The 23,460-nt window shown below is 71.3% G+C and carries 22 protein-coding genes; 17 read left to right on the top strand and 5 right to left on the bottom strand.

The window, feature by feature from the left end; genetic code table 11:
* Positions 1–556 (top strand): IS30 family transposase (locus FXF52_RS27930; protein ID WP_187413739.1); only part of this gene is annotated, 556 nt, incomplete at its 5' end.
* Between the two features lie 90 nt (positions 557–646).
* Here FXF52_RS27930 and FXF52_RS27925 read toward each other — a convergent pair.
* The gene (locus tag FXF52_RS27925) at positions 647–1,972 is read right to left on the bottom strand and encodes a hypothetical protein (RefSeq protein WP_148801317.1); all 1,326 of its coding nucleotides are present in this window, start codon (positions 1,970–1,972) and stop codon (positions 647–649) included.
* 66 nt (positions 1,973–2,038) lie between these two features.
* Positions 2,039–3,499, bottom strand: coding sequence for an RNA-guided endonuclease TnpB family protein (locus tag FXF52_RS27920; RefSeq protein WP_187413738.1), 1,461 nt, complete (start codon positions 3,497–3,499; stop codon positions 2,039–2,041).
* A 428-nt stretch (positions 3,500–3,927) separates the two neighbouring features.
* Between FXF52_RS27920 and murD the strand changes: the two genes are divergently transcribed.
* Both murD and FXF52_RS27905 read left to right on the top strand, forming a co-directional pair.
* Positions 3,928–5,274, top strand: a complete 1,347-nt coding sequence (gene murD, locus FXF52_RS27910; protein ID WP_148801311.1) for a UDP-N-acetylmuramoyl-L-alanine--D-glutamate ligase — start codon at positions 3,928–3,930, stop codon at positions 5,272–5,274.
* Positions 5,275–5,324: 50 nt separating this feature from the next.
* Positions 5,325–5,690: a hypothetical protein gene (locus FXF52_RS27905; RefSeq protein ID WP_148801310.1), complete on the top strand. Its 366-nt coding sequence runs from the start codon at positions 5,325–5,327 to the stop codon at positions 5,688–5,690.
* 49 nt (positions 5,691–5,739) lie between these two features.
* Here the strand turns inward: FXF52_RS27905 and FXF52_RS27900 are convergent, their stop codons facing one another.
* Positions 5,740–6,717, bottom strand: coding sequence for a hypothetical protein (locus FXF52_RS27900; RefSeq protein ID WP_255472411.1), 978 nt, complete (start codon positions 6,715–6,717; stop codon positions 5,740–5,742).
* 183 nt (positions 6,718–6,900) lie between these two features.
* On the opposite strand from FXF52_RS27900, the gene FXF52_RS27895 reads away from it, so the two are divergent.
* Both FXF52_RS27895 and FXF52_RS27890 read left to right on the top strand, forming a co-directional pair.
* Complete coding sequence (locus FXF52_RS27895; protein WP_148801309.1) at positions 6,901–8,208, top strand: aspartate aminotransferase family protein; 1,308 nt, start codon at positions 6,901–6,903, stop codon at positions 8,206–8,208.
* Entirely contained in the window at positions 8,205–9,695 is a 1,491-nt protein-coding gene (locus FXF52_RS27890; RefSeq protein ID WP_148801308.1) for a CoA-acylating methylmalonate-semialdehyde dehydrogenase, read from the top strand. Before FXF52_RS27895 ends, FXF52_RS27890 begins: the two co-directional genes overlap by 4 nt.
* On the opposite strand, the gene FXF52_RS27885 is transcribed toward FXF52_RS27890, so the two are convergent.
* The gene (locus FXF52_RS27885; RefSeq protein WP_148801307.1) at positions 9,667–11,046 is read right to left on the bottom strand and encodes an acyltransferase; all 1,380 of its coding nucleotides are present in this window, start codon (positions 11,044–11,046) and stop codon (positions 9,667–9,669) included. The two genes, FXF52_RS27890 and FXF52_RS27885, sit on opposite strands and share 29 nt — an antisense overlap.
* A 210-nt stretch (positions 11,047–11,256) precedes the next feature.
* On the opposite strand from FXF52_RS27885, the gene ngcE (FXF52_RS27880) reads away from it, so the two are divergent.
* The 7 genes from ngcE (FXF52_RS27880) to FXF52_RS27850 all read left to right on the top strand — a co-directional run bounded on the left by ngcE (FXF52_RS27880) (position 11,257) and on the right by FXF52_RS27850 (position 16,442).
* A complete protein-coding gene (ngcE, locus tag FXF52_RS27880) occupies positions 11,257–12,675 on the top strand; it encodes an N-acetylglucosamine/diacetylchitobiose ABC transporter substrate-binding protein (protein ID WP_148801306.1) in 1,419 nt (472 codons plus the stop codon).
* A gap of 66 nt (positions 12,676–12,741) precedes the next feature.
* Complete coding sequence (locus tag FXF52_RS27875) at positions 12,742–13,650, top strand: carbohydrate ABC transporter permease (protein ID WP_148801305.1); 909 nt, start codon at positions 12,742–12,744, stop codon at positions 13,648–13,650.
* The gene (locus FXF52_RS27870; protein WP_148801304.1) at positions 13,647–14,552 is read left to right on the top strand and encodes a carbohydrate ABC transporter permease; all 906 of its coding nucleotides are present in this window, start codon (positions 13,647–13,649) and stop codon (positions 14,550–14,552) included. The genes FXF52_RS27875 and FXF52_RS27870 overlap by 4 nt, the downstream gene beginning before the upstream one ends.
* Before the next feature lie 89 nt (positions 14,553–14,641).
* On the top strand, positions 14,642–15,244 hold the full coding sequence (locus FXF52_RS27865; protein WP_148801303.1) for a hypothetical protein: 603 nt from the start codon (positions 14,642–14,644) through the stop codon (positions 15,242–15,244).
* Between the two features lie 86 nt (positions 15,245–15,330).
* Positions 15,331–15,705, top strand: coding sequence for a glyoxalase superfamily protein (locus FXF52_RS27860; protein WP_148801302.1), 375 nt, complete (start codon positions 15,331–15,333; stop codon positions 15,703–15,705).
* Complete coding sequence (locus tag FXF52_RS27855; RefSeq protein ID WP_148801301.1) at positions 15,698–16,018, top strand: helix-turn-helix transcriptional regulator; 321 nt, start codon at positions 15,698–15,700, stop codon at positions 16,016–16,018. Before FXF52_RS27860 ends, FXF52_RS27855 begins: the two co-directional genes overlap by 8 nt.
* Positions 16,011–16,442 (top strand): SRPBCC domain-containing protein, encoded by a 432-nt coding sequence (locus tag FXF52_RS27850; RefSeq protein WP_148801300.1) that lies wholly within the window; start codon positions 16,011–16,013, stop codon positions 16,440–16,442. The genes FXF52_RS27855 and FXF52_RS27850 overlap by 8 nt, the downstream gene beginning before the upstream one ends.
* Positions 16,443–17,152: 710 nt before the next feature.
* On the opposite strand, the gene FXF52_RS27845 is transcribed toward FXF52_RS27850, so the two are convergent.
* Positions 17,153–18,142 carry an N-acetylglucosamine kinase gene (locus FXF52_RS27845; RefSeq protein WP_148801299.1) on the bottom strand — a complete coding sequence of 330 codons (990 nt, stop codon included), beginning with the start codon at positions 18,140–18,142 and terminating at the stop codon, positions 17,153–17,155.
* 199 nt (positions 18,143–18,341) lie between these two features.
* Between FXF52_RS27845 and FXF52_RS27840 the strand changes: the two genes are divergently transcribed.
* The 5 genes from FXF52_RS27840 (at position 18,342) to FXF52_RS27820 (ending at position 23,420) form a co-directional block, all read left to right on the top strand.
* On the top strand, positions 18,342–19,304 hold the full coding sequence (locus FXF52_RS27840) for a MurR/RpiR family transcriptional regulator (protein WP_148801298.1): 963 nt from the start codon (positions 18,342–18,344) through the stop codon (positions 19,302–19,304).
* Entirely contained in the window at positions 19,301–20,050 is a 750-nt protein-coding gene (locus tag FXF52_RS27835; protein WP_148801297.1) for an SIS domain-containing protein, read from the top strand. Before FXF52_RS27840 ends, FXF52_RS27835 begins: the two co-directional genes overlap by 4 nt.
* A gap of 23 nt (positions 20,051–20,073) precedes the next feature.
* The gene (ngcE, locus tag FXF52_RS27830) at positions 20,074–21,489 is read left to right on the top strand and encodes an N-acetylglucosamine/diacetylchitobiose ABC transporter substrate-binding protein (protein ID WP_148801296.1); all 1,416 of its coding nucleotides are present in this window, start codon (positions 20,074–20,076) and stop codon (positions 21,487–21,489) included.
* 22 nt (positions 21,490–21,511) lie between these two features.
* Positions 21,512–22,453 carry a carbohydrate ABC transporter permease gene (locus tag FXF52_RS27825; protein ID WP_148801295.1) on the top strand — a complete coding sequence of 314 codons (942 nt, stop codon included), beginning with the start codon at positions 21,512–21,514 and terminating at the stop codon, positions 22,451–22,453.
* Positions 22,454–22,616: 163 nt separating this feature from the next.
* A complete protein-coding gene (locus FXF52_RS27820) occupies positions 22,617–23,420 on the top strand; it encodes a carbohydrate ABC transporter permease (protein ID WP_255472413.1) in 804 nt (267 codons plus the stop codon).
* The last annotated feature ends 40 nt before the right edge of the window (positions 23,421–23,460 follow it).

The following is a 23,460-nucleotide window of genomic DNA, read 5'->3' as shown; positions in this document are numbered from 1 at the left end:
AATCTTGACAAGCTCTAGTCGGCGTCGGCGGCCCTGGATCGGGGACCTGCACATCAGCGCCCGGCCCGCCGAGGCCGCCGACCGGGCGGTGCCGGGGCACTGGGAAGGTGACCTGGTCATCGGCAAAGCCGGCGGCTCGGCGATCGTGACCCTGGTGGAACGAGCCACCCGGTATGTGATGCTCGGCGCCCTGCCCCACGGCCGCGACAGCGAAGCCGTCATCGGCGTCCTCACCGCCCTGGCCGCCCGGATGCCGGCGCACCTACGCCGCTCGCTGGCCTGGGACCAGGGCGTGGAAATGGCCACCCACCCGGTGTTCACCGTCGCCACCGGCTGCCCGGTCTACTTCTGTGACCCGCACAGCCCCTGGCAACGCGGCACCAACGAAAACACCAACGGCCTGCTACGCCAGTACTTCCCCAAGGGCAGCTACGACTTCCGCACCATCAACCAGACCGGCCTGGACGAGGTCGCCCACGAACTGAACACCCGACCCCGCCAGACGCTGGGCTGGACCACCCCAGCCCAGCGGCTAGCCGAACTCATCACGCCCTAACAATTGCACTCACCACTTGACGCCACCGGACAAATTGCGCGGCTAACCTCATGATCAACGCGGAGAGGCGGTGGGCGGCGCCTGGGCGGGTCAGGTGAGGGTGGTCAGGGCCTTGGCGTAGGCGGGGGGGACGAAGGTGGGGCCGGCGGGGGTGAAGACGTCCGAGGTGGCCGCGGTCGACCAGGCGGTGTCCGGGACCGCGTCGACCAGGGCGCGGACCACCGGGGCGTCGCGCCACTGGTCCTGCTCGGCGAGCAGGCTCAGCGCCACCACCGACTCCTCGACCTCGCCGACGCACTCGAACGGCTTGTGTCCGTCCACGCCGAGCAGCTCGCGGTAGCCGGGGATCTGCGCCTCGTCGGCGAGCAGGTCGCCACCGAAGATCCTGGTGAGCCGCTCCCGGGGCATGAACGGCGCCATGGCCAGGAAGACGAACCGGCACTTCGGGCAGTCGCGGCACCAGCGCTCGCTCGCGTCGCGCAGCTTGAACGCGGCGTTGCAGCTGGTCACCACGGCGTCGTACCGGTCGATCTCGGCGAACAACCGGGCGATGTGCAGCTCCGACAGCGACCGCAGCAGCGAGAAGTACGGCTCGGTGAGCCCGGCGTGCTCGGCGAGCGCGGCCCGCAGCAGCCCCTCCGCCTCGACGCCCTTGGACCACTGGTGGTTGATCTCGTGCCCCTGCCAGCTGAGGTTGGGGTCGGACGCCGAGCGCTCGTTGGACATCACCACCGGGCCGAGGCCGTGCAGCACGGCGGTGGCGACCGCGATCAGCGAGTTGATCGCGGTGACCGGGATATGCCCGTTGCGCGCGCCGGCCGCGTTGAGGTCGAACAGCACCGGGTCGATCCGCCGCCGGGCCGCGAGGGGCACCAGGTCGGACGCCTCGTTGACCGACACGATGACGTGGTTGGGGTTGACCGAGAAGGGCACCGGGTCGAAGCCGGCCCGGCGCAGCGCCTCCAGGCTGACGATGGAGTCCTTGCCGCCACCGACCGCGGAGAGCGGGCGCCGGTCCGATTCGTCGTACACCCGGGGTGGGGTGACCTCCCCGGCCGGCACCTCCGGGCGCAGCTCCAGCACGTGCGGCAGCTGGTTGCGGTACGCGTACTCGCCGAGGCCCTTGGTGTAGACGGCGGTGACCAGCTCGACGGCGGCCGCGCCCAGCGGCGCCGGCAACACCAGCCGGGGCGGCGCGGCGGCCTTGTAGTAGCTGACCCCGGCGACGATGTGCAGCAGGTCGAGCACCCGGTTGACGGTGGCCGCGGTCTCGTCCGACACCGGCTCGGCGGGCAACGGGAAGGTGATCACCTCGGTGAACCGCTGCTCGCCGTCGGGGCCGGTGAGGGCGTAGTCGAACAACGCCTCGCCGGTGGCGAAGTCGATCGAGTAGGACGGGAAGGTGAAGGCGTCCATCCGCCGGAGCTGCTCGTTCTCGTTGGGCACACGCCATACTACAGCGTGTCTCAATCGTCTGTTGGGTCATGAGACACCGCCCTTCTCGGGCGTCCCTGCCGTCGCGGGTGTTCGTGGCGGCGGGGTTCCTCCGTCGTCGGGGCTGGTTTCACCGGCGCGTGGGCGCTGGCCAGAGCCGTCCCCTCGGGAGGCGTTGGTGACCGGGCCTCGTGCTTCGGGGTCCCGGGTCTGGGCGTGGTGTTGCTCGGCCCAGACGGCGAGGTTGACCGCCGCGTTGACGTCTCGGTCCGCCGTATGCCCGCACTGGTCGCAGCGGAAGATGCGTACGGACAGGGGTAGGGCGGGGCCGATGGTGCGGCAGGCGCTGCACATTCTGGTGGACGGGTACCAGCGGGGTGCCATGGTGGCCTGCCCGCCCCGCCAGCGTTGTTTGTAGCCGATGATGCGGGCCAGGTCAGCCCAACCCGCATCGGAGATGGCGGCGGCCAGACGCCGGTTGCGCAGCAGGCCGGCGGTGTGCAGGTTTTCCAGCGCCAGCCGGTCGTGGGTCTTGACCAGCCGGTTGGCGACCTTGTGCAGAAAGTAGCGGCGCACGTTCGCGACACGATGGTGGGCACGAGCCAGTCGGGCGACAGCCTCGCTCCGGTTGCGCGAGCCTCGCTGTTTACGACTGACCTGGCGGGAGAGACGCCGCAGCCTCGGCAGGGCAGCCCGCAGCGGGCGCGGCGCATCATCGACGCGCAGTACCTGCCGGCCGGTCGTGTCGGCAGCCACGACGAGGGCGGCGAGGCCGCGGTCGACGCCCACCCAACCACCGCTGTCGGTGTCGGGGCGGGGCGGGTGCTGGCGGGCCGGATGCAGGTCCGCCGCCTCCACTGTCACGGTGATGGTCCATCGGCTGGCCCGGCAGGAGACGGTGGCATACCGGATGTGCGCTCGCCTGGTGCGGATCATCCGCCGGAGCCGGCGGGTGTCCTCCCGCACCCTCAGGATCCCGATCTTCGGCAGACAGACACTGCGAGGCCCCGCCGTCGGATCCCCCACCCGGATACTCGCCCGACCCGCCTTGGTGGTTTTGCAGCGGATCCGGAACGACGGCCGGGTCCGGGTCTTGCGTTTGAATGTCGGGAACCCCACCCGACGGCCCGGCCGTTTCCCCTGTCGGGAATCGGCCCAGGCGGTTAGGGCGCGGCCCAGGTCGACGGCGGCTTCCTCACACACCTGCTGGCACACCTGCGCCCGCCACGACAACCCCGTCGCCACGATCTCGACCGAACCGGCCGCGTCGACCACGAAACGGCGACCCGCCTGCGCTGAGCACTTCCAGGTGTTGAACGCGTTGATCAGGTCGAAACCCGACCACGGCACCACCACCGACCCGCCCCGACGCTTCGCATCCAGGGCTTCCTTCACCAAAGCAAGGCACTGGTTGAACGCGAACCGGGACGCCCCCGCATGACGGGCCAACACCACCACCTGCGACGGCGACGGGTCGACCGTGAACCGGAACGCGGCAAACCTCCCCACAGCCCCACAGCATGCCTGCCACCTACGACACTTCCGAGACACGCACCAGCTAGGCACTGGTTCGTCCGGCTGCGCCGGGCCGCGCCCCACCGACCGCCGTCGCCACCATCTTTCTGGGCAGGGTGCCCGGTCCTTCACGGCCGTAGGGAATGTCCGTTTTCGTGTAGTGGGGCAGGGGTGGCCGGGGCGCCGCGCAAGAGCCAAGCCGAGTTCGTCTGCTTCTTCTGCGGCTTCACCTGCAACGCCGACACCAAGGCATTAGTCAACGTCGCGGCATGACTGGGCGGAATCCCCTGCCCCGGCGAACAGCCGGTGCCGGATGGGCGACAGCGGCCACCAGCCGTTCGAACGCCCGTGAACCTCAGCCTGTATAGGCTGGATCCCCCCTCATCCTGTAAGAGGGAGGAGGATGTCAACGAGGAGAGCCTGTGCGCCTGTCTGATCTGCGCGGACGTCATGTCGCCGTCTGGGGCGCCGGCCGGGAGGGCCGGGCCGCGGTGACCGCGATCGCCGCGCACGGCCCGGCCGAGCTGGTCGTGGTCGACGACAGTGCGAACTTCCTCACCCTGCCCTGGGAGGGGGCGCTGGCGGAGGCCGCCCCGCTGGTCACCGGGGAGGCCGGCTTCGCCCGGCTGGTCGCCGCCGACGTGGTGGTCCGTTCGCCGGGCGTGCCGAACACCCACCCGTGGATGGTCGAGCTGCGCCGCCGGGATGTCCCGATCACCCAGGGCAGCGCGTTGTGGATGGCCGACCACGCGGCTCGGACGGTGGGGGTCACCGGCAGCAAGGGCAAGAGCACCACGTCCAGCCTGATCAGCCACCTGCTGACCGCGGCCGGTCGACCCAACGTCTTCGGCGGCAACATCGGCGTGCCGCTGCTCGATCTGCCCGAGGCCGAGCTGTACGTGCTGGAGCTGTCCAGCTACCAGTGCGCCGACCTGACCGACTCCCCCCGGGTGGCCGTGGTCACCGCGCTCTTCCCCGAGCACCTCGACGCGCACGGCGGCGAGCGGGAGTACTACCGGGACAAGCTGAACCTGCTCGCGCACGGCCCGCACACGGTGGTGGTCAACGGCGCGGACCCGCGGCTGGCCCTGGAGTTGGGGGACCGGGCCGCGGTGCGGGTCGGCCTGCCGGACGCCACCCACGTCGCCTCCGGCCCGGACGGCACCCCCTGGTTCCACCTGCGGGACCAGCCGCTCTTCCCGCGCGCGGTGCTGCCGCTGGTCGGCCGGCACAACGAGGGCAACCTCTGCGTCGCTCTCGCCGTGCTGGACGCGCTTGGCGTGGACGTGGTGGCCGCCAAGGACACCCTCGCGGTGGCGGTCGCCGGGTTCCAGGGGCTCGCCCACCGGCTGACCGAGATTCCCGACCCGTCCGGCCTCACCTTCGTCGACGACACCCTGGCCACCAGCCCGTACGCGGCGATGCACGCGATCGACGCGTACGAGGGGCGGCCGTTGACCGTGATCGTCGGCGGGACCGACCGGGGGCTGGACTACACCCCGCTGCGCGACCACCTGGCCGAGCGGGAGGTCACCGTGATCGGCATCCCGGACAGCGGCCCCCGGATCGTCGAGGCGCTCGCCGGGCTGCCGGCGGTGCGGACCGAGCTCGCCGAGGACCTGGTCGCCGCGGTGGGGCTCTCCCGCAAGCTCACCCCGGCCGGCGGGGTGGTGCTGCTCTCCCCGGCCGCGCCGAGCTACGGGCGGTTCCGCAACTTCGAGCACCGGTCCGAGGTCTTCGCGCAGGCGGTCGCCGACACCGCCCGCTGAGCCCCGGCCGGCCCTGGTCGGGGCCGGTCCGTCGGGCTAACCTCGTGATCATGGCGGTGCTAGTGGACGTGGACCCGGAACAGTTGGTCGTCCGGCTCACCGGCGCCGACCGGCTGTGGGCGCTCACCGCCGGGGTCCGCGTGCCCACCGCCGCGATCACCGGCGTGCGGCCGGTCTCCCGCGCCGAGGCGTACGCGCGGGGCTCTGGCTGGCGGCTACCCGGCACCTTCTGGCCCGGCCTGATCATGGCGGGCAGCTACGTCTCCCGGACCAACGGCCGGTCGTTCTGGTGCGTGCACCGCGCCGAGGAGGTGCTGCTGGTCGAGTTGGACGGGGAGCCGTACGACCGGCTGGTACTGGAGGTGGAGCAGCCGGCGGAGGTTTCTCGGGCGATCGCGCGTGCCCGGTTCCGCTGAGTCCCTCCCGGTGAGGGCAACCGGGGCGGGCTCCTGCACCGGTGCCGGCTCAGCTGGGTGGCAGCACCGCGTGCAGGGCGCGCATCGACCGGATCGCCGACCGGATCTCCTGCAGGTAGCGGCCCGGGGTGAGGGTGGGTTCGGGTAGCCCGGCCACCGCCGCCAGCGCCGGGTCGACCCCGACCGTGTCGATCCCGCAGCGGTACGGCACGGCGAGGGTGCGCAGCGCGTCGCAGTGCTGGAACGGCACGTAGATCGGCGCGGTCACCATCAGCACCGGGTCGCCGGCCCGTAGCCGGACGTGTTCGGCCCAGAACCGCTGGGTGTCGGCGGTGTGCGCCCGGCGCCGGTCCGGCTCGCTGGACGGGGCGGCGAGGACCCGGACCGGGGGCAGGCCGGCCGGTCGGTAGGTGCGCGAGGACCAGGCCCGGTGCGGGTGGTCGGCCGGCTCGCCGCGCTCCTCGCTCGGCGTCGTGACCCCGAACGCGGCGCGTACGGCCGCGTCGAGGGCGTCCACCTCGGTCGAACAGTCGGTGATCCCGGCGTCGGCGAGCATCCGCGACTCGGCCGGGGAGAGGACCCGGCAACTGCCCAGCACCGCCACCTCGCCGGAGATCCCGGCGACCGTGCGCGCCAGGTGCGCGGCGTACGCGGTGCGTCGCAGGCAGGCGTGCGCCAGCCCGCCGAGCACCAGCAGGTGGGCGTATCGGGGTAGGGCCGGCGGGACGGGTCGGACCAGGCCCAGCGCCGCCGCGGCGTCGAGTACCAGCCGGACGGTCGCCGGGTCGAAGGCCGGCTCCCGGGCCTCCGGGCGTTCCCGCCCCTCGCGGAAGTCCCAGTGCCGGGCGGAGAAGTCGTCCAGCCCGGACAGCACCGCCGGCAGGTCCCCGGCCGGCCAGTCACCGCCGAAGTGCCGCACCAGGGCGCGCAGCGGCGGCGAGTCCACCCACGCGCGTACTCCCGCCGCGAGTTCCCCGTCGGTCGTTCCCGCCGCGCCGGCCGGCAGCGCCACCCCCGTCGTCCGCACCCGGCGGATGCTACCGCCCGTCCGGACGCGGGCACCGGCCGTTGTGGATCGTGGCCACACCGGTGGCGGCGCGGGTTGACGCGGTGTCAGGCGGCCGGGGCCGCTGCGCTACACAGTGACAGTTGTCCCCCTCATCCGGCGGTGAGAGCGTGCGAGGACCAACCGCCGCTGAAGGGTGCGACGATGACCTCCGACGATCTGCTGGCCCGGCACCGGGCCGTGCTCCCGTCCTGGATGCCGCTCTACTACGCCGAACCGATCGAGCTGGTCTCCGGCTCCGGCCGCCGGGTGACCGACGCCCAGGGACGCAGCTACCTGGACTTCTTCGGCGGGGTGCTGACCAACATGATCGGCTACGACATCCCCGAGATCCGGGACGCGGTCGAGCGGCAGCTGCGCACCGGCATCGTGCACAGCTCGACCCTCTACCTGATTCGGCAGCAGGTGGAGCTGGCCGAGAAGATCGCCCGAATCTCCGGCATCCCCGACGCGCGGGTCTTCTTCACCAACTCGGGCACCGAGGCGAACGAGGCGGCGCTGCTGGTCGCCACCAACCACCGCCGCTCGCACCAGATCCTCGCGGTACGCAACAGCTACCACGGCCGGTCGTACGCGGCCATGGGCGTGACCGGCAACCGCAGCTGGTCGGCGAGTGCGCTCAACCCCCTGCAGGTGGCCTGGCTGCACTCCGGTGAGCGGCTGCGCGGTCTGCTGGCCCGGCTCGACGAGTCCGACCGGATCGACGCCGCGGTGGAGGACCTGCGCGAGGTGCTCGCCACCCAGACCTCCGGCGACGTGGCCTGCCTGATCGCCGAGCCGATCCAGGGCGTCGGCGGGTTCGTGCACGGCCCGGACGGGCTCTTCGCGGGCTGGAAGAAGGTGCTCGACGAGCACGGCATCCTGCTGATCAGCGACGAGGTGCAGACCGGCTGGGGACGGACCGGCGAGCACTTCTGGGGCTACCAGGCGCACGGCGTCACCCCGGACCTGCTCACCTTCGCCAAGGGCATCGGCAACGGCTTCGCCCTGGCCGGCGTGGTCGGCCGGGCCGACGTGCTGGAGTCGGTGCCGGCGATCAGTTTCTCCACCTTCGGCGGCAACCCGATCTCCACCGCGGCCGGCAACGCGGTCCTCGACTATCTGCTGGATCACGACCTGCAGGCCAACGCGGAGCGGGTGGGCGCGATCCTCGGCGACGGCCTGCGCGCCGCGGTGGCCGATCTCGACTGCGTCGCGGAGGTACGCGGCAAGGGCCTGATGCTGGGCGTCGAGTTCGTCCGCCCGGGCACCAGCGAACCCGACCCGGCGCTCACCGCCCGGGTCTTCGAGGCGTGCCGCGCCGGGGGCCTTCTGGTCGGCAAGGGCGGCCTCTACGGCAACGTGGTGCGGATGGGTCCGCCGCTGACGCTGACCGAGGACGAGGCCCGGGAGGGCCTGGCGATCCTGGTCGACGCGATCCGTTCCTGCGTGGCGGCGGAGGTGGCGGCGTGAACACGATCGGGCATTTCGTCGACGGCAAGCGGGTCGTCGGTGACTCGGAGCGGCGCGGGGACGTCTTCGACCCGGCCACCGGCCGGCGTACCGGGCGGGTGGCGCTGGCCTCCGCGGCGGATGTGGCGGGCGCGGTGGAGGCGGCCGAGCGGGCCGCGCGGGCCTGGCGGGACGCGTCGCTCTCCAAGCGGACGGCGGTGCTGTTCGCCTTCCGCGAGCTGGTCCACGCCCGGCGCGACCGGCTCGCCGAGGTGATCACCGCCGAGCACGGCAAGGTGCTCGCGGACGCCGCCGGCGAGGTGCAGCGGGGCCTGGAGGTCATCGAGTACGCCTGCGGCATCCCGTCGGCCCTGCGCGGCGGCTTCAGCGAGAACGTCTCCACCGAGGTCGACTCGTACAGCCTGCGCCAGCCGCTGGGGGTGGTGGCGGTGATCTCGCCGTTCAACTTCCCGGCGATGGTGCCGCTCTGGTTCGTCCCGGTCGCCGTCGCCTGCGGCAACGCGGTGGTGCTCAAGCCCAGCGAGAAGGACCCGAGCGCGGCGCTGCTCCTGGCGGAGTGGTTCAGCGAGGCGGGCCTGCCCGACGGCGTGCTCAACGTGGTCAACGGCGACAAGGAGGCGGTCGACGCCCTGCTCGACCACCCGGGGGTGAAGGCGGTGTCCTTCGTCGGCTCCACCCCCGTCGCCCGGTACGTGCACCAGCGCGCCGCGCTGGCCGGCAAGCGGGTGCAGGCGCTGGGCGGGGCGAAGAACCACATGGTGGTGCTCCCCGACGCCGACCTCGACCTGGCCGCCGACGCGGCGGTCAACGCCGGCTTCGGCTCGGCGGGGGAGCGGTGCATGGCGATCTCCGCCCTGGTCGCCGTGGAGCCGGTGGCGGACGCCCTGGTCGCGAAGATCGCCGAGCGGATGGCCCGGCTGCGTACCGGGGACGGCCGGCGCGGCTGCGACATGGGTCCGCTGGTCACCGCCGCGCACGCCGAGCGGGTCCGGTCCTACGTGGAGTCCGGGATCGCGGCCGGCGCGGTGCCGGTGGTGGACGGGCGGAACGTCAGCCCGGACGGCGACGCGGGCGGGTTCTGGCTCGGTCCGACCCTCTTCGACCACGTCACCCCGGACATGTCGATCTACACCGACGAGATCTTCGGCCCGGTGCTCAGCGTCGTCCGGGTCGGCTCGTACGACGAGGCGGTCGACCTGGTGAACGCCAACCCGTACGGCAACGGCACGGCGATCTTCACCAACGACGGCGGGGCCGCCCGGCGGTACCAGCACGAGGTGGAGGTCGGCATGGTCGGCATCAACGTCCCCATCCCGGTGCCGATGGCGTACTACTCGTTCGGTGGCTGGAAGGCGTCGCTCTTCGGTGACCTGCACGCGCACGGCGCCGAGGGGGTGGCCTTCTTCACCCGGGGCAAGGTGGTCACCAGCCGCTGGCTCGACCCCCGGCACGGCGGGGTCAACCTCGGCTTCCCCACTCAGACCTGAGCAGTCGCAGCACCCCCGCCCCGGCCAGGTACGCCGCCAGCGCCGGGGCGGGCAGCCCCAGCGGCTCGGGCGCGGTCTTGCCGGTGAGGCTGTTGATCAGCAGCCCGGCGACCGGGCCCGCGTAGCCCACCGCGACCAGCGCGGTCCGGACCGGTCCGCCGGTGCTCGCCCGGCCGTGCCGGCGGGTGCGGGCCTCGATCGGGCCGAATACGGCGACCAGCGCGGCCAGCACCACGGCCAGGGCGAGCAGCCAGGGCACCCGCCAGGCCCACCAGGCCGCCGTGGCGACCTGCGGGGTGGGCAGCACCCCCAGGGTGTCCAGCAGGCCGACCAGCAGGATGGTGGCGGTCAGGTGCCAGAGGAAGACGGTCAGCACCACCGCGTTGACCGCGATCACCGCCTGCCAGGGGCCGGGGCGGCGCAGCCACCGTCGGGCGGGATTCTGCAGCAGCAGGATCAACCCGAGTTGCGCGGTGGCTGCCGCGAGCAGCGCCACGCTCGGCGGGGCGGTGTTGTCCAGCCGCTCGCCCGGCACGTTCAGCATCGATACCGGGTACGGCCCGACGCGGGTCAACAGCAGCAGCGCGACCAGCCCCACGAGCACCAGCACCGCCCCGGCGCGCCGCGAGGTGGGCAGCCGTCGCCGGCGCAGTCCGGGCGGGTCCTCCCTGCCTCGTTCCGGTGCTGGGGGGTTCGGGCGTCGGGCGTCGTACCAGGCGAAGCCGAGCTGGTGGACGGCCAGCCAGCCGAAGAGGTAGTTCCCGGTGGCCAGGTCGGCCGGGCCGAGGATCCGGCCCAGATCGCCGAGCGCGACCAGCCCGACCAGCACCAGCGGTACGACCAGGCCGAGGCGGCGGTGCACCGCGTACATGACGGGGGTCAGCGGGACCACCACCAGGTAGGCGACGAGGAACCAGAGCGGGATGGTGGCGAACCAGACCACCGTGCGGATCTCGGCGGCGTCGGCGCCGCGCAGCCGGGCCACCGCCGCGCCGGCGGCCAGCACCACCAGCAGCGCGGTGGTGGGCCGGATCAATCGGCTGCTGCGGTCGACCAGCCAGCCGGTGGCGTCCCCGCCCCGGGACCGCCAGGACGTCAGCGCGGCGGCGTTGGCGTAACCACCGACCAGGAAGAAGACCGGCATCACCTGGACCACCCAGGTCAGCGGCCAGGCCCAGGGGAGGTCGCCGAGCGCGGAGTGCCCGGTGGGCCGGCCGGCCTGGTCGTGCCCGATCACGGCGATGGTCCAGTGGCCGAGGACGACCAGGGTGATGGCGAGCGCCCGGAGCAGGTCGACGTAGCGCTCCCGCCCGGCCGGCGTGCGCTCGGCGAGCTGCCGCAGGCGGCGCATGGGCCCAGGCTATGCCAGCCGATGTTTTCTCGGGGTGATAACGGTTCGGTCGTCGGGTCTTGTGGTCCGCGCCCCACTGTCGTAGAAATTCTTCAGCAATACGGAATGAACTGAAGACAAGCAACGTGTAACCCCACCGTGCCTCGCCGTCGCGGCCGCCGTCCCCCATTCCCGGCGGGCCGCCCCCCGTACCCGAACCGAGGAGATGCGATGAACAGGCGTGAGATCCTGCAGCGCACCGCCGCCGCCGGCCTGTTGGCCACCCCCGCCGCCGGCCTGCTCGCCGGCTGCGCCACCTCCGGCGGCGACGACAACAACAAGAAGGACACCGGCTACCAGGGCACCAAGAGCGCCCAGAACCCGCTCGGCGTCAAGGAGGCCGCCCCGCTCGAGGTGGTGATCTTCAACGGCGGCTTCGGCGAGGAGTACGCCAAGGCCCACGAGGCCATGTACAAGGAGAAGTACCCCAAGGCGGAGATCAAGCACTCGGCGACGCAGGAGATCAACAAGACCCTGCAACCGCGCTTCGTCGACGGCAACCCGCCGGACGTGGTGAACAACTCCGGCGCCGGCCAGATCGACCCCAACGGCCTGGTGTCCCAGGGCGCCATCGCCGACCTGGGCGAACTGCTCGACGCCCCGAGCCTCGACATCCCCGGCAAGAAGGTGCGCGACACGCTGCTGCCCGGCACCGTCGAGGTCGGCTCGTACGACGGCAAGTTCCTCGTCCTCAACTACACGTACACCGCGTACGGCATCTGGTACTCCACCAAGCTCTTCACCGAGCGCAACTGGCAGTACGGGAAGACCTGGGAAGAGCACATCGCGCTTTGCAAGCAGATCAAGGCCGCCGGCATCGCGCCGTGGACGTACGCGGGCAAGCACCCCCGCTACATGAGCTGGCCGCTGATCTCCACGGCGATCAAGTTCGGCGGACCGTCGGTGGCGATGGCGATCGACAACCTCGAGCCGAACGCGTGGAAGTCCGACGCGATGAAGGCGGCCGCCGACGCGTGGCACCAGATCGTCAAGGACAAGTACATCCTGGACGGCTCGTCGGGCCTGGACCACATCCAGTCCCAGACGGCCTGGTGCCAGGGCAAGGCCGCCTTCATCTCCTGCGGCTCCTGGCTGGAGAACGAGCAGGCGAAGGTCACCCCGGCCGGCTTCAACATGACCGTGGTGCCCACGCCCAGCCTGAGCACCGGCGACAAGCTGCCGTTCGAGGCGATCCGGGGCACCGCGGGCGAGCCGTTCATCGTCCCGGCCAAGGCCAAGAACGTCGCCGGCGGCTTGGAGTACATGCGGGTGATGCTCTCCAAGAAGGGCGCCCAGGACTTCACCAAGAAGGTCTCCAGCCTGCCCGTGGTCGCCGGCGCCACCGAGGGCGTCGAGCTGCCGTTCGGCCTGAGCACGGTGTCGAAGGCGCTGGAGGCCTCCGGCTCCAACGGCTTCAACTGGGTCTACAACAACTTCTACCGCAAGCTGGAGCGCGAGCTCGTCGACGCGGCGTGCGGTGAGTTCTTCAGCGGGCGGATCGGCCCGGCCGAGTTCCTCGACCAGTGCCAGAAGGGCGCCGACTCGATCGCCCAGGACAGCTCGATCAAGAAGTACAAGCGGGCCGCGTAGCCAGCCGGTGGGGGTGGGCGTCGGCCCGCCCCCACCTCCCTGGCCGGTTGGAGGAGGATCCCCCTCGTGCGACATGGCAAGTACCCGCTGATCATCACGTTCCTGCTGCCGCCGCTGGCGCTCTACGTCCTGTTCGTGATCTCGCCGTACCTGCAGGCGTTCCAGATCTCGACGACGAGCTGGCTGGGCTACTCGGCGCAGGCCGACCCGGTCGGTCTCGCCAACTTCCGGGCGATGCTGCATGACGACCGGGTGTGGAACGCGATCGGCAACAACGCCATCCTGCTCGCCGTGGTGCCGGTGCTGACCATCGGCCTCGGCCTGTTCTTCGCCACCATGCTGTCGATGGGCGGTCGCGGCGACCGGGCCGGCGTGACCGGAGTCCGCGGATCAGCCTTCTACCGGCTGGTCTACTTCTTCCCGCAGGTGCTCTCAGTAGTGATCATCGCGCTGCTCTGGCGGGAGATCTACCACCCGAACAACGGCCTGCTCAACGGCTTGCTACGCGCCGTCGGCCTGCCCGCGCCGACCTGGCTCGGCGATCCGCGCACCGCCTTCTGGTGCGTACTCGCCGTGATGGTGTGGAGCAACGTCGGCTTCTACGTGGTGCTCTTCGGCGCGGCGATGTCCGCCATCCCGCGCGACATCTACGAGGCGGTCCTGCTCGACGGCGCGTCCCGGTGGGTCACGCTGCGCCGGATCACCATCCCGCTGCTCTGGGACACCGTGCAGGTCGCCTGGATCTACCTGGCCATCGCGGCGCTGGACGGCTTCATCCTCGTCCAGCTGATGACGAACGGGGGGCCGAACTTCTCCTCCGACGTCATCGGGCTGCGGATGTACGAGACCGCGTTCGGCAGCGAGAGCAAGTTCGGGTACGCCTCGGCAATCGGCGTGGTGATGTTCTTCCTGACCCTCACGGTGGCGGTGCTGGCGCTGCGGGCCGCCCGGCGCGAGAGGATCGAGTACTCATGACCACCCTGGACAGGCCCACCACGACGGGCGCGGAGCCGGGCCCGACCCGCCACGACCCGGCGCCGGCCCGCCGCGAGCTGGGCGTGGTGAAAGTCGCGTCGCACGGCTTCCTGCTGGTCTGGGGCGCGCTGACCGTGCTGCCGCTGCTGTGGATGTTCCTCAGCTCGTTCAAGAGCGACGGCGAGATCCTCTCCGACCCGTGGGGGCTGCCCGGCGCGCTGCGCCTGGACAACTGGGCCCGGGCCTGGACCGAGGCGCACATCGGCCGGTACTTCCTCAACAGCGCCATCGTGGTGGCGGGTTCGCTCACGCTGACGATGCTGCTCGGCGCGACCGCGGCGTACGTCTTCGCGCGCTACGAGTTCCGGGGCCGTCAGGTCGCCTACTACCTGTTCGTCGGCGGCATGATGTTCCCGGTCTTCCTCGCCCTCGTCCCGCTCTTCTTCGTTGTCCGCAACGCCGGTCTGCTCGGCACCTGGCCCGGCCTCATGCTGGTGTACGCGGCGTACTCGCTGCCGTTCACGGTGTTCTTCCTGACCGCGTTCTTCCGCACCCTGCCGACCGCGGTCGCGGAGGCGGCCCTGATCGACGGGTGCGGCCATTTCCGGCTGTTCTTCCGGGTGATGCTGCCGATGGCGCGTCCGGGACTGATCAGCGTGGCGATCTTCAACTTCCTGAGCCACTGGAACCAGTTCATCCTGCCGCAGGTGCTCATGCAGGGCGACGACTCGAAGTACGTCCTGGCCCAGGGCCTCACGGCACTCGCGGTCAGCCAGGGCTATCAGGGCGACTACAGCGGCCTGTTCGCCGGTCTGACCATCGCCACACTGCCGGTGCTGGTGGTCTACGCGGCGTTCCAGCGGCAGATCCAGGCGGGCCTCACCGCTGGCCAGCTCAAATGAGGTGGCGGTTGCCACAGGCAACGGGGCAGCGGGGCCAGTGACGACTCCCCTATGGTGGGCCGGCATCTTCACCGATTGACAGGAATCAGATGTTCTTCCTCATCTATGACTTGCTGCTGCTGCTCGGCGGCATCGCGATGATCGTCTTGGGCCTGGCGATCCGCGAGCAGTCCACCGGATCCCGGATCCTCAACGTCGTCGTCGGCCTGGCCATGTTCGGCTACGGCTTCTACCTGATGTTCCTCTTCGAGGGCGGGACGTACCGGATCTTCTTCTACGTCTTTATCCTGCCGATCCTGCTGATCGTCCGGGCGTTCAAGGCGCGCAAGGAGGCCCGCGAGCAGGCAGCGGCGCACCAGTTCGCCGGCGCGGCCCAGCCCGGCTACGGCCAGCCGGTCGGGCCCGGCCAGCCGGCGCAGGGCTGGCCGGCTCCGCAGGGCCAGGCTGCCCCTTACGGTCAGCCGGCCCCGTACGGCCAGGCCCCGCAGGCCCAGCCGGCCCCGTATGGGCAGGCCCCGCAGGCTCAGCCCGCCGCGTGGGGCCAGGCCCAGCCGGGCCAGGGCCACTACGGCCAGGCCCCGCAGCCGGGTCACCCGGCGCAGCCCGGCCACCAGATCCCGCAGGGCCAGTACGGCCAGCCCCAGGGGCACCACGGGCAGCCGCAGGGGCATCCGGGCTACCCAACCGCCTGACGGACGCGGAGCGGGGCCGGTCGACGTCGGTCGACCGGCCCACGCTCGATTTGACCGGTAGGAAATCTCCTACCTATTGTGATGGCATGACCGTGACCCATGTGCAGCTCGTCTCCGTACCCGTCAGCGACCAGGACCGCGCCCGAGACTTCTACGTCGACGTCCTTGGCTTCGACCTCGTCTGGGACAACCCGATGGGGCCCGGCGGTCGCTGGGTCCAGGTCGCCCCGAAGGGCGCGGCGACCGCGCTGACCCTGGTCACCTGGTTCCCGACCATGCCTCCCGGCTCGCTCAAGGGCCTGGTGCTGGAGACCGACGACCTCGACGCCGACGTGGCTCGACTGCGGGAGCGGGGCGTGGTGTTCGCCGACGGCGGCATCCAGACCGCGCCGTGGGGCCGGTACGTCACGTTCGACGACCCGGACGGCAACGGCATCGTGCTCCAGGCGACCCGTGTCTGAGGGGGACGTCTTCGCCGCGCTGGCCAACCCCACCCGGCGCGAGGTACTCCGGCTGCTGCTCGAACGGGGCGAACAGCCGGTGCAGCGGCTCGCCGACCACTTCGAGATGCGCCGGCCCAGCCTCTCCGAGCACCTGCGCGTGCTCAAGGACGCCGGGCTGGTGACCGAACAGCCCGTCGGCCGGCAGCGGTTCTACGCGCTGCGACCCGAGCCGCTGCGCCAGGTGGCCGACTGGCTCGGCCCGTACGAGCGGTTCTGGCGGGCCCGCCTGGCCGACCTGCGCGAGGTGTTGGACGGGCTGCCCGATGAGTGAGTCGACGGCGATCGCCCTCGACCAGTTCCTGCCCCACCCGCCGGCCAAGGTCTGGCGGGCGCTGACCGATTCTGATCTGCTGGCCCGCTGGCTCATGCCGAACGACTTCCGGCCCGTCCCGGGGCACCGGTTCAGCTTCCGCACCAACCCGCGCCCCGGTCAGGGGTTCGACGGTGTGATCCACTGCGAGGTGCTGGAGTTGGACGAGCCGCGCCGACTGCGCTGGGCCTGGCGCGGTGGCCGCCTGGACACCGTGGTCAGCTGGACCCTGGTGCCCGAGGGACGGGGCACCCGGCTGTTCCTGGAGCACGCCGGCTTCGACCCGGACGACCCGGTGCAGCGGCGCACCTTCACCCTGCTCGACGGCGGCTGGCGCAGTCACGTCTGGCGCCGCCTCGAGCAGACCCTCACCGCCCTGCCCTGACTTCCGCCTATCCGCCCGCCGGGCCTGCCCACTCGCCGGGCCTTCGCGCCCCGGCGGGCTTTCGCGCCCGGCGGAGCCGACACGGCGGCGGGCTTTCGCACCCCGCACCACGTGGCCGAGCCGGATCAGGCCGCGTCCGAGGTGGTCCGGGTGTGCCGCAGCGGCGGGCGGGTCGTGGTCGCCGGCCTTCGCGCCGCGGCGAGCCTTCGCGTCGCCGGCGGCCGCGGGTCTCCTTCGGGCGCTACGAACTTGATGACGCGAATGATTCGGGTCGGGGTGGGTGGTGATTGGTGCCGGCGTCCGGTGCTGAGTCGTCTGCGTCATCAAGTTTGTAGGTGGGGCTGGGTCGTCTCGTCGTGGGTGGCGGTGATGGTTCGTTGGGGTGCTTTGGAGCTGATAGCGGCAACGACTCAGGTGGCCTGACCCGTCGCCGGCTGCGCGGTCCCACGGGTCGGGTGTTGGGCCTGTCGGTCGTGAGTCGTTGGTGATGTCAGGTCCACAGGTGGGCCGGGGTTATGGTTCCTCGGCGCTCGGCGCTCGGCGCTCGGCGCTCGGCGCTCGGCGCTCGGCGCTCGGCGCTCGGCGCTCGGCGCTCGGCGCTCGGCGCTCGGCGCTCGGCGCTCGGCGCTCGGCGCTCGGCGCTCGGCGGGGGGCGCGGGGGCGCGGGGTGCTCAGGCTGGGTGGGCGAGGAACCGGCCGGCGGGCGGGCGTCAGGCGGTTGCCGGGACCAGGAGGGCGTGCAGGGCTGCCGGGTCGGTGACCTCGGGCAGGTCGCGGGCGGCGAGCCAGGCCGCGGCTGCCGCCCCGTCGCCGGCCGGGTGCAGCGGCGCGTCCGGCCACCGGCGGGCCAGCTCGGCGCGGACCGCGGCGGCGAGCGGGGTGTCCCCGGTGAGCAGCCCGCCGCCGAGCACCACCGGGTCGGCCGCGCCGGGCGGCCGGATCCGGGCGACGTTCTCCGCGAGCAGCATGGCGGCCTCGCCGATCAGCGCCTGGGCGGTCGCCTCGCCTGCCCGGGCCGCGGTCACCACCAGCGGCGCGAGCCGGGCCAGTTCCACCGGCGGTCGCCGGGTGACCGCCTGCACGACGGCCTCGGCGGTCGCCCGCGGCCGGGTCGCCACCTCGGTCGAGCCGGTCAGCTCGGCGAGCACGCGGCGGGCCAGTTCGCCTGGCAGGTCGGCGCGGTCCAGGTCGGACAGCAGCCGCCGCACTGCCTCCCGGCCCAGCCAGAACCCCGAGCCGGCGTCGCCGAGCAGCCAGCCGTGCCCGTCGGCGGTGCGGTCCAGGCGCAGGTCGCGTACCTGGGCGGCGATCGCGCCGGTGCCGGCGATGAGCACCGTGCCGTCCGGGGCCGCAGTGCCCGAGGCGTACGCGACGAGCGCGTCGCCGTGCACGGCGTAGGGGCAGCGCAGGCCCGCGTCGGACCAGGCCCGGTCGAAGGCGGCCCGTCCCCCCGGGTCGGCGAGGATCCGGCCGGCCCCGGCCAGCCCGATGACGCCGGCGCGTACCCGGGTTGGGTCGACGTCGGCGAGCGCGGCGCGTAGCGCGGCGAGCAGTTCGACGGCGGCCCGATCGGCGCCGTGGCTGGTGGGGTTGCCGCCGCCGGCTCGGCCGGTGCCGAGTCGTATGCCGTCGAGGCTGACGGCGGCGGCGCGGGTGGACGTACCCCCGACGTCGAGGCCGACCACGACGGTGTCGGACATCGGATGGGCCTCCCTGCGCTCGGGCGTTGTGGCCCTTCATGCTGGTCTGCCCGGCCCCCCCGAGGCAAGATCCACCGCTCTGTCGGCGGCTGTGCGCCGGGTAACAGTTTGAAAACTTCGCCCACGGCCTTGACACGGAGGGGTCCTCAGTAAGAACTTTTACCACTAACAGTTAACACTCTTTTCCGAAAGGCGTCCCATGGTTGATCACGAGGTGAACACCCCCGCGGGGACCGCGGTGGTCGACGCCGACGCGGTCGACCGGCGGGGTGCGGTGGCGGTCTCCTCCGACGGCGTGCTGGCCAGGGTCCGGGCCGGGGCCGGGGAGCTGACGGGAGCGTTGCGCCGGGTCGCCGAGCACGTGCTCAGCGACCCGGAGGCGGCGGCCCGGGCCACCATCGTGGAATTGGCCGAGCGCAGCGGCACCTCACCGGCGACCATCACCCGGTTCTGCCGGGCGATGGGCTTCGAGGGCTACGCCGACCTGCGGCTCGGCATCGCCGCGGAGACCGGCCGGGCGCGTTCGGCCGGCTGGACAGTCGACATCGGCCGGGAGATCCAGCCCAGCGACCCGCTGTCCCGGGTCCTCGACCAGATCATGGCCGCCGACACCCGCGCCATGCACGACACCGCCGCACTGCTCGACCTCGCCGAGGTGGAGAAGGCGGCGGTGGCCATCGCCGGGGCGAGCCGAGTGAACATCTTCGGCGCCAGCGGCAGCGCGCTGGTGGGCGAGGAGATGCAGTTCAGCCTGCACCGCATCGGGGTGGCCGCCTGGGCCTGGAGCGACGTGCACGAGGGGCTGGCCAGCGCCGCGCTGCTCGGCGTCGGCGACGTGGCGCTGGGCATCTCGCACACCGGGCAGACCCGGGAGACCATCGAGATGCTCGCCGAGGCCGGCAGTCGAGGCGCCACCACGATCGCGCTGACCGGCTTCCCGCGCTCGCCGCTGGCCGAGCTCGCCGACATCGTGCTGGTCACCGCCAGCCAGGCCACCACCTTCCGGCCGGACGCGCTCTCCGCCCGGCACCCCCAGCTCGTCGTGCTCGATCTGCTGTACATCGCCGTGGCGCAGCGCACCCACGACCGCGCCCACGCGGCCTTCCGGCGTACCGCGCAGGCCGTCGACGGGCACAAGTCCGCGAAGGGGGCCACCTCATGATCAGCGCCCAGCGGTACGCGGACGCCGTCCGCCCGGTGCTCGACCGGCTGGTCGACACGCAGGCGGAGGCGGTGGACCGGGCCGCCGACCTGATCGCCGCCGGGCTGCGCGCCGGCGGGGTGCTGCAGGCCTTCGGCGCCGGCCACTCCGAGGCGTTCGCCGCCGAGCTGGTGGCCCGGGCCGGCGGGCTGGTGCCCACCAACCGACTCTCCCTGCACGACCTCGTGCTGCACGGCGGCGCGCCCCGCGACGTGCTCGCCGACCCCAAGCTGGAACGCGACCCGGCCGTGGCGCACCAGCTCTACGCCCTGGCGGCGCCGCAGCCCGGGGACGTGTTCGTGGTCGCCTCCCAGTCCGGCATCAACGGCTCGGTCGTCGAGTTGGCGACGCTGGTCCGGGCGCACGGCCACCCGCTGATCGCGGTCACCTCGGTCGAGCACACGGCACGGGTCGCCCCGCGACATCCGTCCGGGCACCGGCTCGCCGACCTCGCCGACGTCGTGCTGGACAACGGCGCGCCGTACGGCGACGCACTGCTGCCGCTCGAGGGCGGCGGCGCGGTCTGTGCGGTCTCGTCGGTCACCGCGGCGCTGCTGGCGCAGCTGCTGACCGCCGAGGTCGTACGACGGTTCCACCAGGCCGGGGAGGTACCCCCTATCTACCTCTCCGCCAACGTCCCCGGTGGGGACGAGCACAACCTCGCCCTCGAGTCGCGGTACGCCGGGCGCCTCCGGCGGACCGCCTGACCCGACCACAAGGAGAGACAGAGATGTCGGTTACCCCCGAAAACCTCGGCGACCTCAGCCGCCGGACCCTGCTTCGCCGGGCCGCCGCGGCCGGCCTCCTCGCCACCCCGGCGATGGGGCTGCTCAGCGCCTGCGCCGGCAGCGAGCCGAAGAAGTCCGACGACACCGGCGGCGCGGCCAAAAGCAAGCACAACCCGTTCGGTGTCAAGGACGGCAGCGCGGTCAAGGTGGTCATCTTCAACGGTGGCCTCGGTGACCAGTGGGCGAAGGAAGACAAGGTCATCTTCAACGCCAAGCACCCGAACATCACGGTCAACATGTCTTCCACCCAGAAGATCAAGACCGAAGAGCAGCCGAAGATGGCCACGCAGCCGAGCGACCTGGTCATGAACTCGGGTGCGGACATGATGGACCGCAGCACGCTCATCAACGAGGGTGCCATCGAGCCGCTCGACGACCTGCTCGCCGCGCCCGCCTGGGACAGTGAGGGCACCGTCGCCGACTCGCTGCTGCCGGGCACGGTGGGCGACGGCACCCAGAACGGCAAGTTCTACGTCGTGAACGTCGCCTACACGGTCTGGGGCAACTGGTACAACGCGGCCCTGTTCAAGAAGGAGGGCTGGCAGGCACCCACGACCTGGGACGAGTTCTTCGCGCTCGCGCCGAAGATCAAGGCCAAGGGCATGGCGCCGTACGTCCACGACGCGGTGCACGGTTACTACCCGCGCTGGGCGCTGATGGCGAGCATCTGGAAGTCCGCCGGCAAGCAGGTGGTCGTCGACATCGACAACCTGAAGGACAACGCCTGGAAGGCCGACGGCGTCCTCAAGGCGCTGGAGCCGTGGGAGAAGCTGGTCAAGGACAAGCTGCTCCTGCCCGGCAAGCTCGACCACACCCAGTCGCAGCAGGCGTGGCTCGACGGCAAGGCGGCATTCATCCAGGTCGGCACCTGGCTGAAGAACGAGATGGCCGCCACCATCCCGCCGGGCTTCGAGCTGACGCTCTCCGACTACTGGTCCAACCCGGGCGACAAGGCGGCGAAGGACGTGTTCGCCGCCTCCGGCGAGGGCTTCGTCGTGCCGAGCAAGGCCCCGAACAAGGAGGCCGCGAAGGAGTTCCTGCGGGCGATCCTGTCCAAGGCGGGTTCGGCGAAGTTCGCCGAGCTGACCAAGTCGCTGGCCTCCACCAAGGGCTCCGGCGACAACGTGCAGGACTCGGCGCTCTCCAGCTCGAACAACCTCATGAAGAACGGCGGCAGCGAGCTCATCTCGGTCAAGTTCCAGGACTTCTACGCCGACCTGGACAAGGAGAGCCAGAACCTCTCCGAGGAGCTGATGGCTGGCCGGCTCACCGCGCAGCAGTTCGTCGACAAGATGCAGGCGGCTGCCGACAAGGTCGCCAAGGACTCGTCGATCAAGAAGCAGACCCGCACCGCCTGATCCGTTCGAGGAAGTGAGTCCAATGCGGCACGGAGTCGCGCGCTTCGTCACGGGCTTCCTGGCCCTGCCCGTCGCGCTGTACCTGTTCTACGTGGTGTGGCCGTTCGTGCAGGCGGCGGGATACTCGCTGACCGACTGGGGCGGGTACTCGGATTCCCAGCACTTCGTCGGGTTGGACAACTACGTCCGGCTGCTCTCCGACGAGCTGATCCGGAAGGCGTTCTGGCACAACGTCTTCTTCCTGGTCACCGTGCCGCTGTTCACCATCGCGCTGGCCCTGTTCCTCGCGTTCCTGCTCAACGTGGGCGGACGCGAGGACAGGGCCGGCATCCGCGGGGTGTTCGGCTCCGGGTTCTACAAGATCGTCTTCTTCTTCCCGCAGGTGCTGTCGCTGGTGCTCATCGCCGTCATGTGGCAGCAGATCTACCGCACCGACGGTCAGGGCCTGATCAACGGCCTGCTCATCAAGATCGGGCTGGTCGACGCGGACAACCCGATCGCGTTCACCGCCGATCCGGAGCCCTTCCTCGGCGTGCCGGCGGTGCTGTGGTGGCTGCTGTTCATCGCGGTGTGGAGTGGGGCCGGTTTCTACATGGTGCTCTTCTCCGCGGCGATGCAGTCGATTCCGAAGGAGATCTACGAGGCGGCGATCCTCGACGGCGCCGGGCGCTTCCACACCTTCTTCCGGGTCACCCTGCCGCTGCTGCGGGACACCGTCTCGGTGGCCTGGGTCTACCTGGGTTTCATCGCGCTGGACATGTACGCGTTGGTCTTCGTCATGACCCCGAGCCAGGGCGGCCCGAACCACGCCAGCGAGATCTTCGCGTCGGTGCTCAACTTCACCGCGTTCCAGAAGGGCCAGTACGGCTACGCCTGCGCGATGGGTGTCGCGCTGGCCATCTTCACGATCCTGCTCGCCGCGGTGCAGCTGAGGATCACCCGTCGTGAACGTATCGAGTTCTGAAGGAGGCGCGACGATGAGCACGGCGACACACGGTCTCGGCCAGGCCGACCAGGCCAGCCCGTCCCGCCCGGCGCCCGTACGGCGGGCGCGAGCCCCACGGGCAGGCGTGGGTGCTCGGATCTTCAACGGCTTCTCCCACCTGTTCCTGGTGGTCTGGGCCCTGATGGTGATCTATCCGCTGCTGTGGGTGGTGATGTCGGCGTTCAAGGGCGACTCGGAGGTCATCCGCGAGCCGCTCTCCCTCATCCCGAGCAAGCTGCACTGGGACAACTTCTCCCGCGCCTGGCTCGGCGGGCACCTCGGGTCGTTCTTCCTCAACACGGTGCTGGTGCTGGCCGGCAGCGTCACCCTGACCATGCTGCTCGGCTCGATGGCCGCGTACGCGCTGGCCCGCTACGAGTTCCGCGGCAACCGGCTGATCTACTACATGTTCCTGTCCGGGCTGACCCTGCCGGTCTACCTGGCCGCGGTGCCGCTGTTCAAGGGCGTCTACAACATGGGCGTCACCTTCCCGCTCCTCGGGCCCAACAAGCACCTCATGCTGATCGTGGTCTACATCGCCTGGTCTCTGTCGTTCACGATCTTCTTCATGCACTCGTTCTTCCGGACGCTGCCCGACTCGATCGCCGAGGCGGCCATGGTCGACGGGGCCTCACACACCCGGACCTTCTTCAGCGTGATGCTGCCGATGGCCAAGCCGGGCCTGATCAGCATCGGCATCTTCAACGTGCTCGGCCAGTGGAACCAGTGGTACCTGCCGACCCTGCTCATGCAGTCGCTGTCGGGCGAGCCGAAGCACCAGGTGATCTCCCAGGGGCTGATCGAACTGTCGGTCAACCAGGGCTACCGGTCCGACTGGTCCGGGCTGTTCGCCGGCGTCACCATGGCCACGCTCCCGGTGCTGATCGTGTACATCGTCTTCCAGCGCCAGGTCCAGTCCGGCCTCACCGCCGGCGTCGGCAAGTAACCCCCGCCCGGCGAGGGCGCAGATTCACGGGACGAGTGGC

The sequence above is a fragment of the Micromonospora sp. MP36 genome (genome assembly GCF_008119785.1).
Lineage (GTDB): Bacteria > Actinomycetota > Actinomycetes > Mycobacteriales > Micromonosporaceae > Micromonospora.
This window is presented reverse-complemented; position numbering and strand designations above follow the sequence as displayed.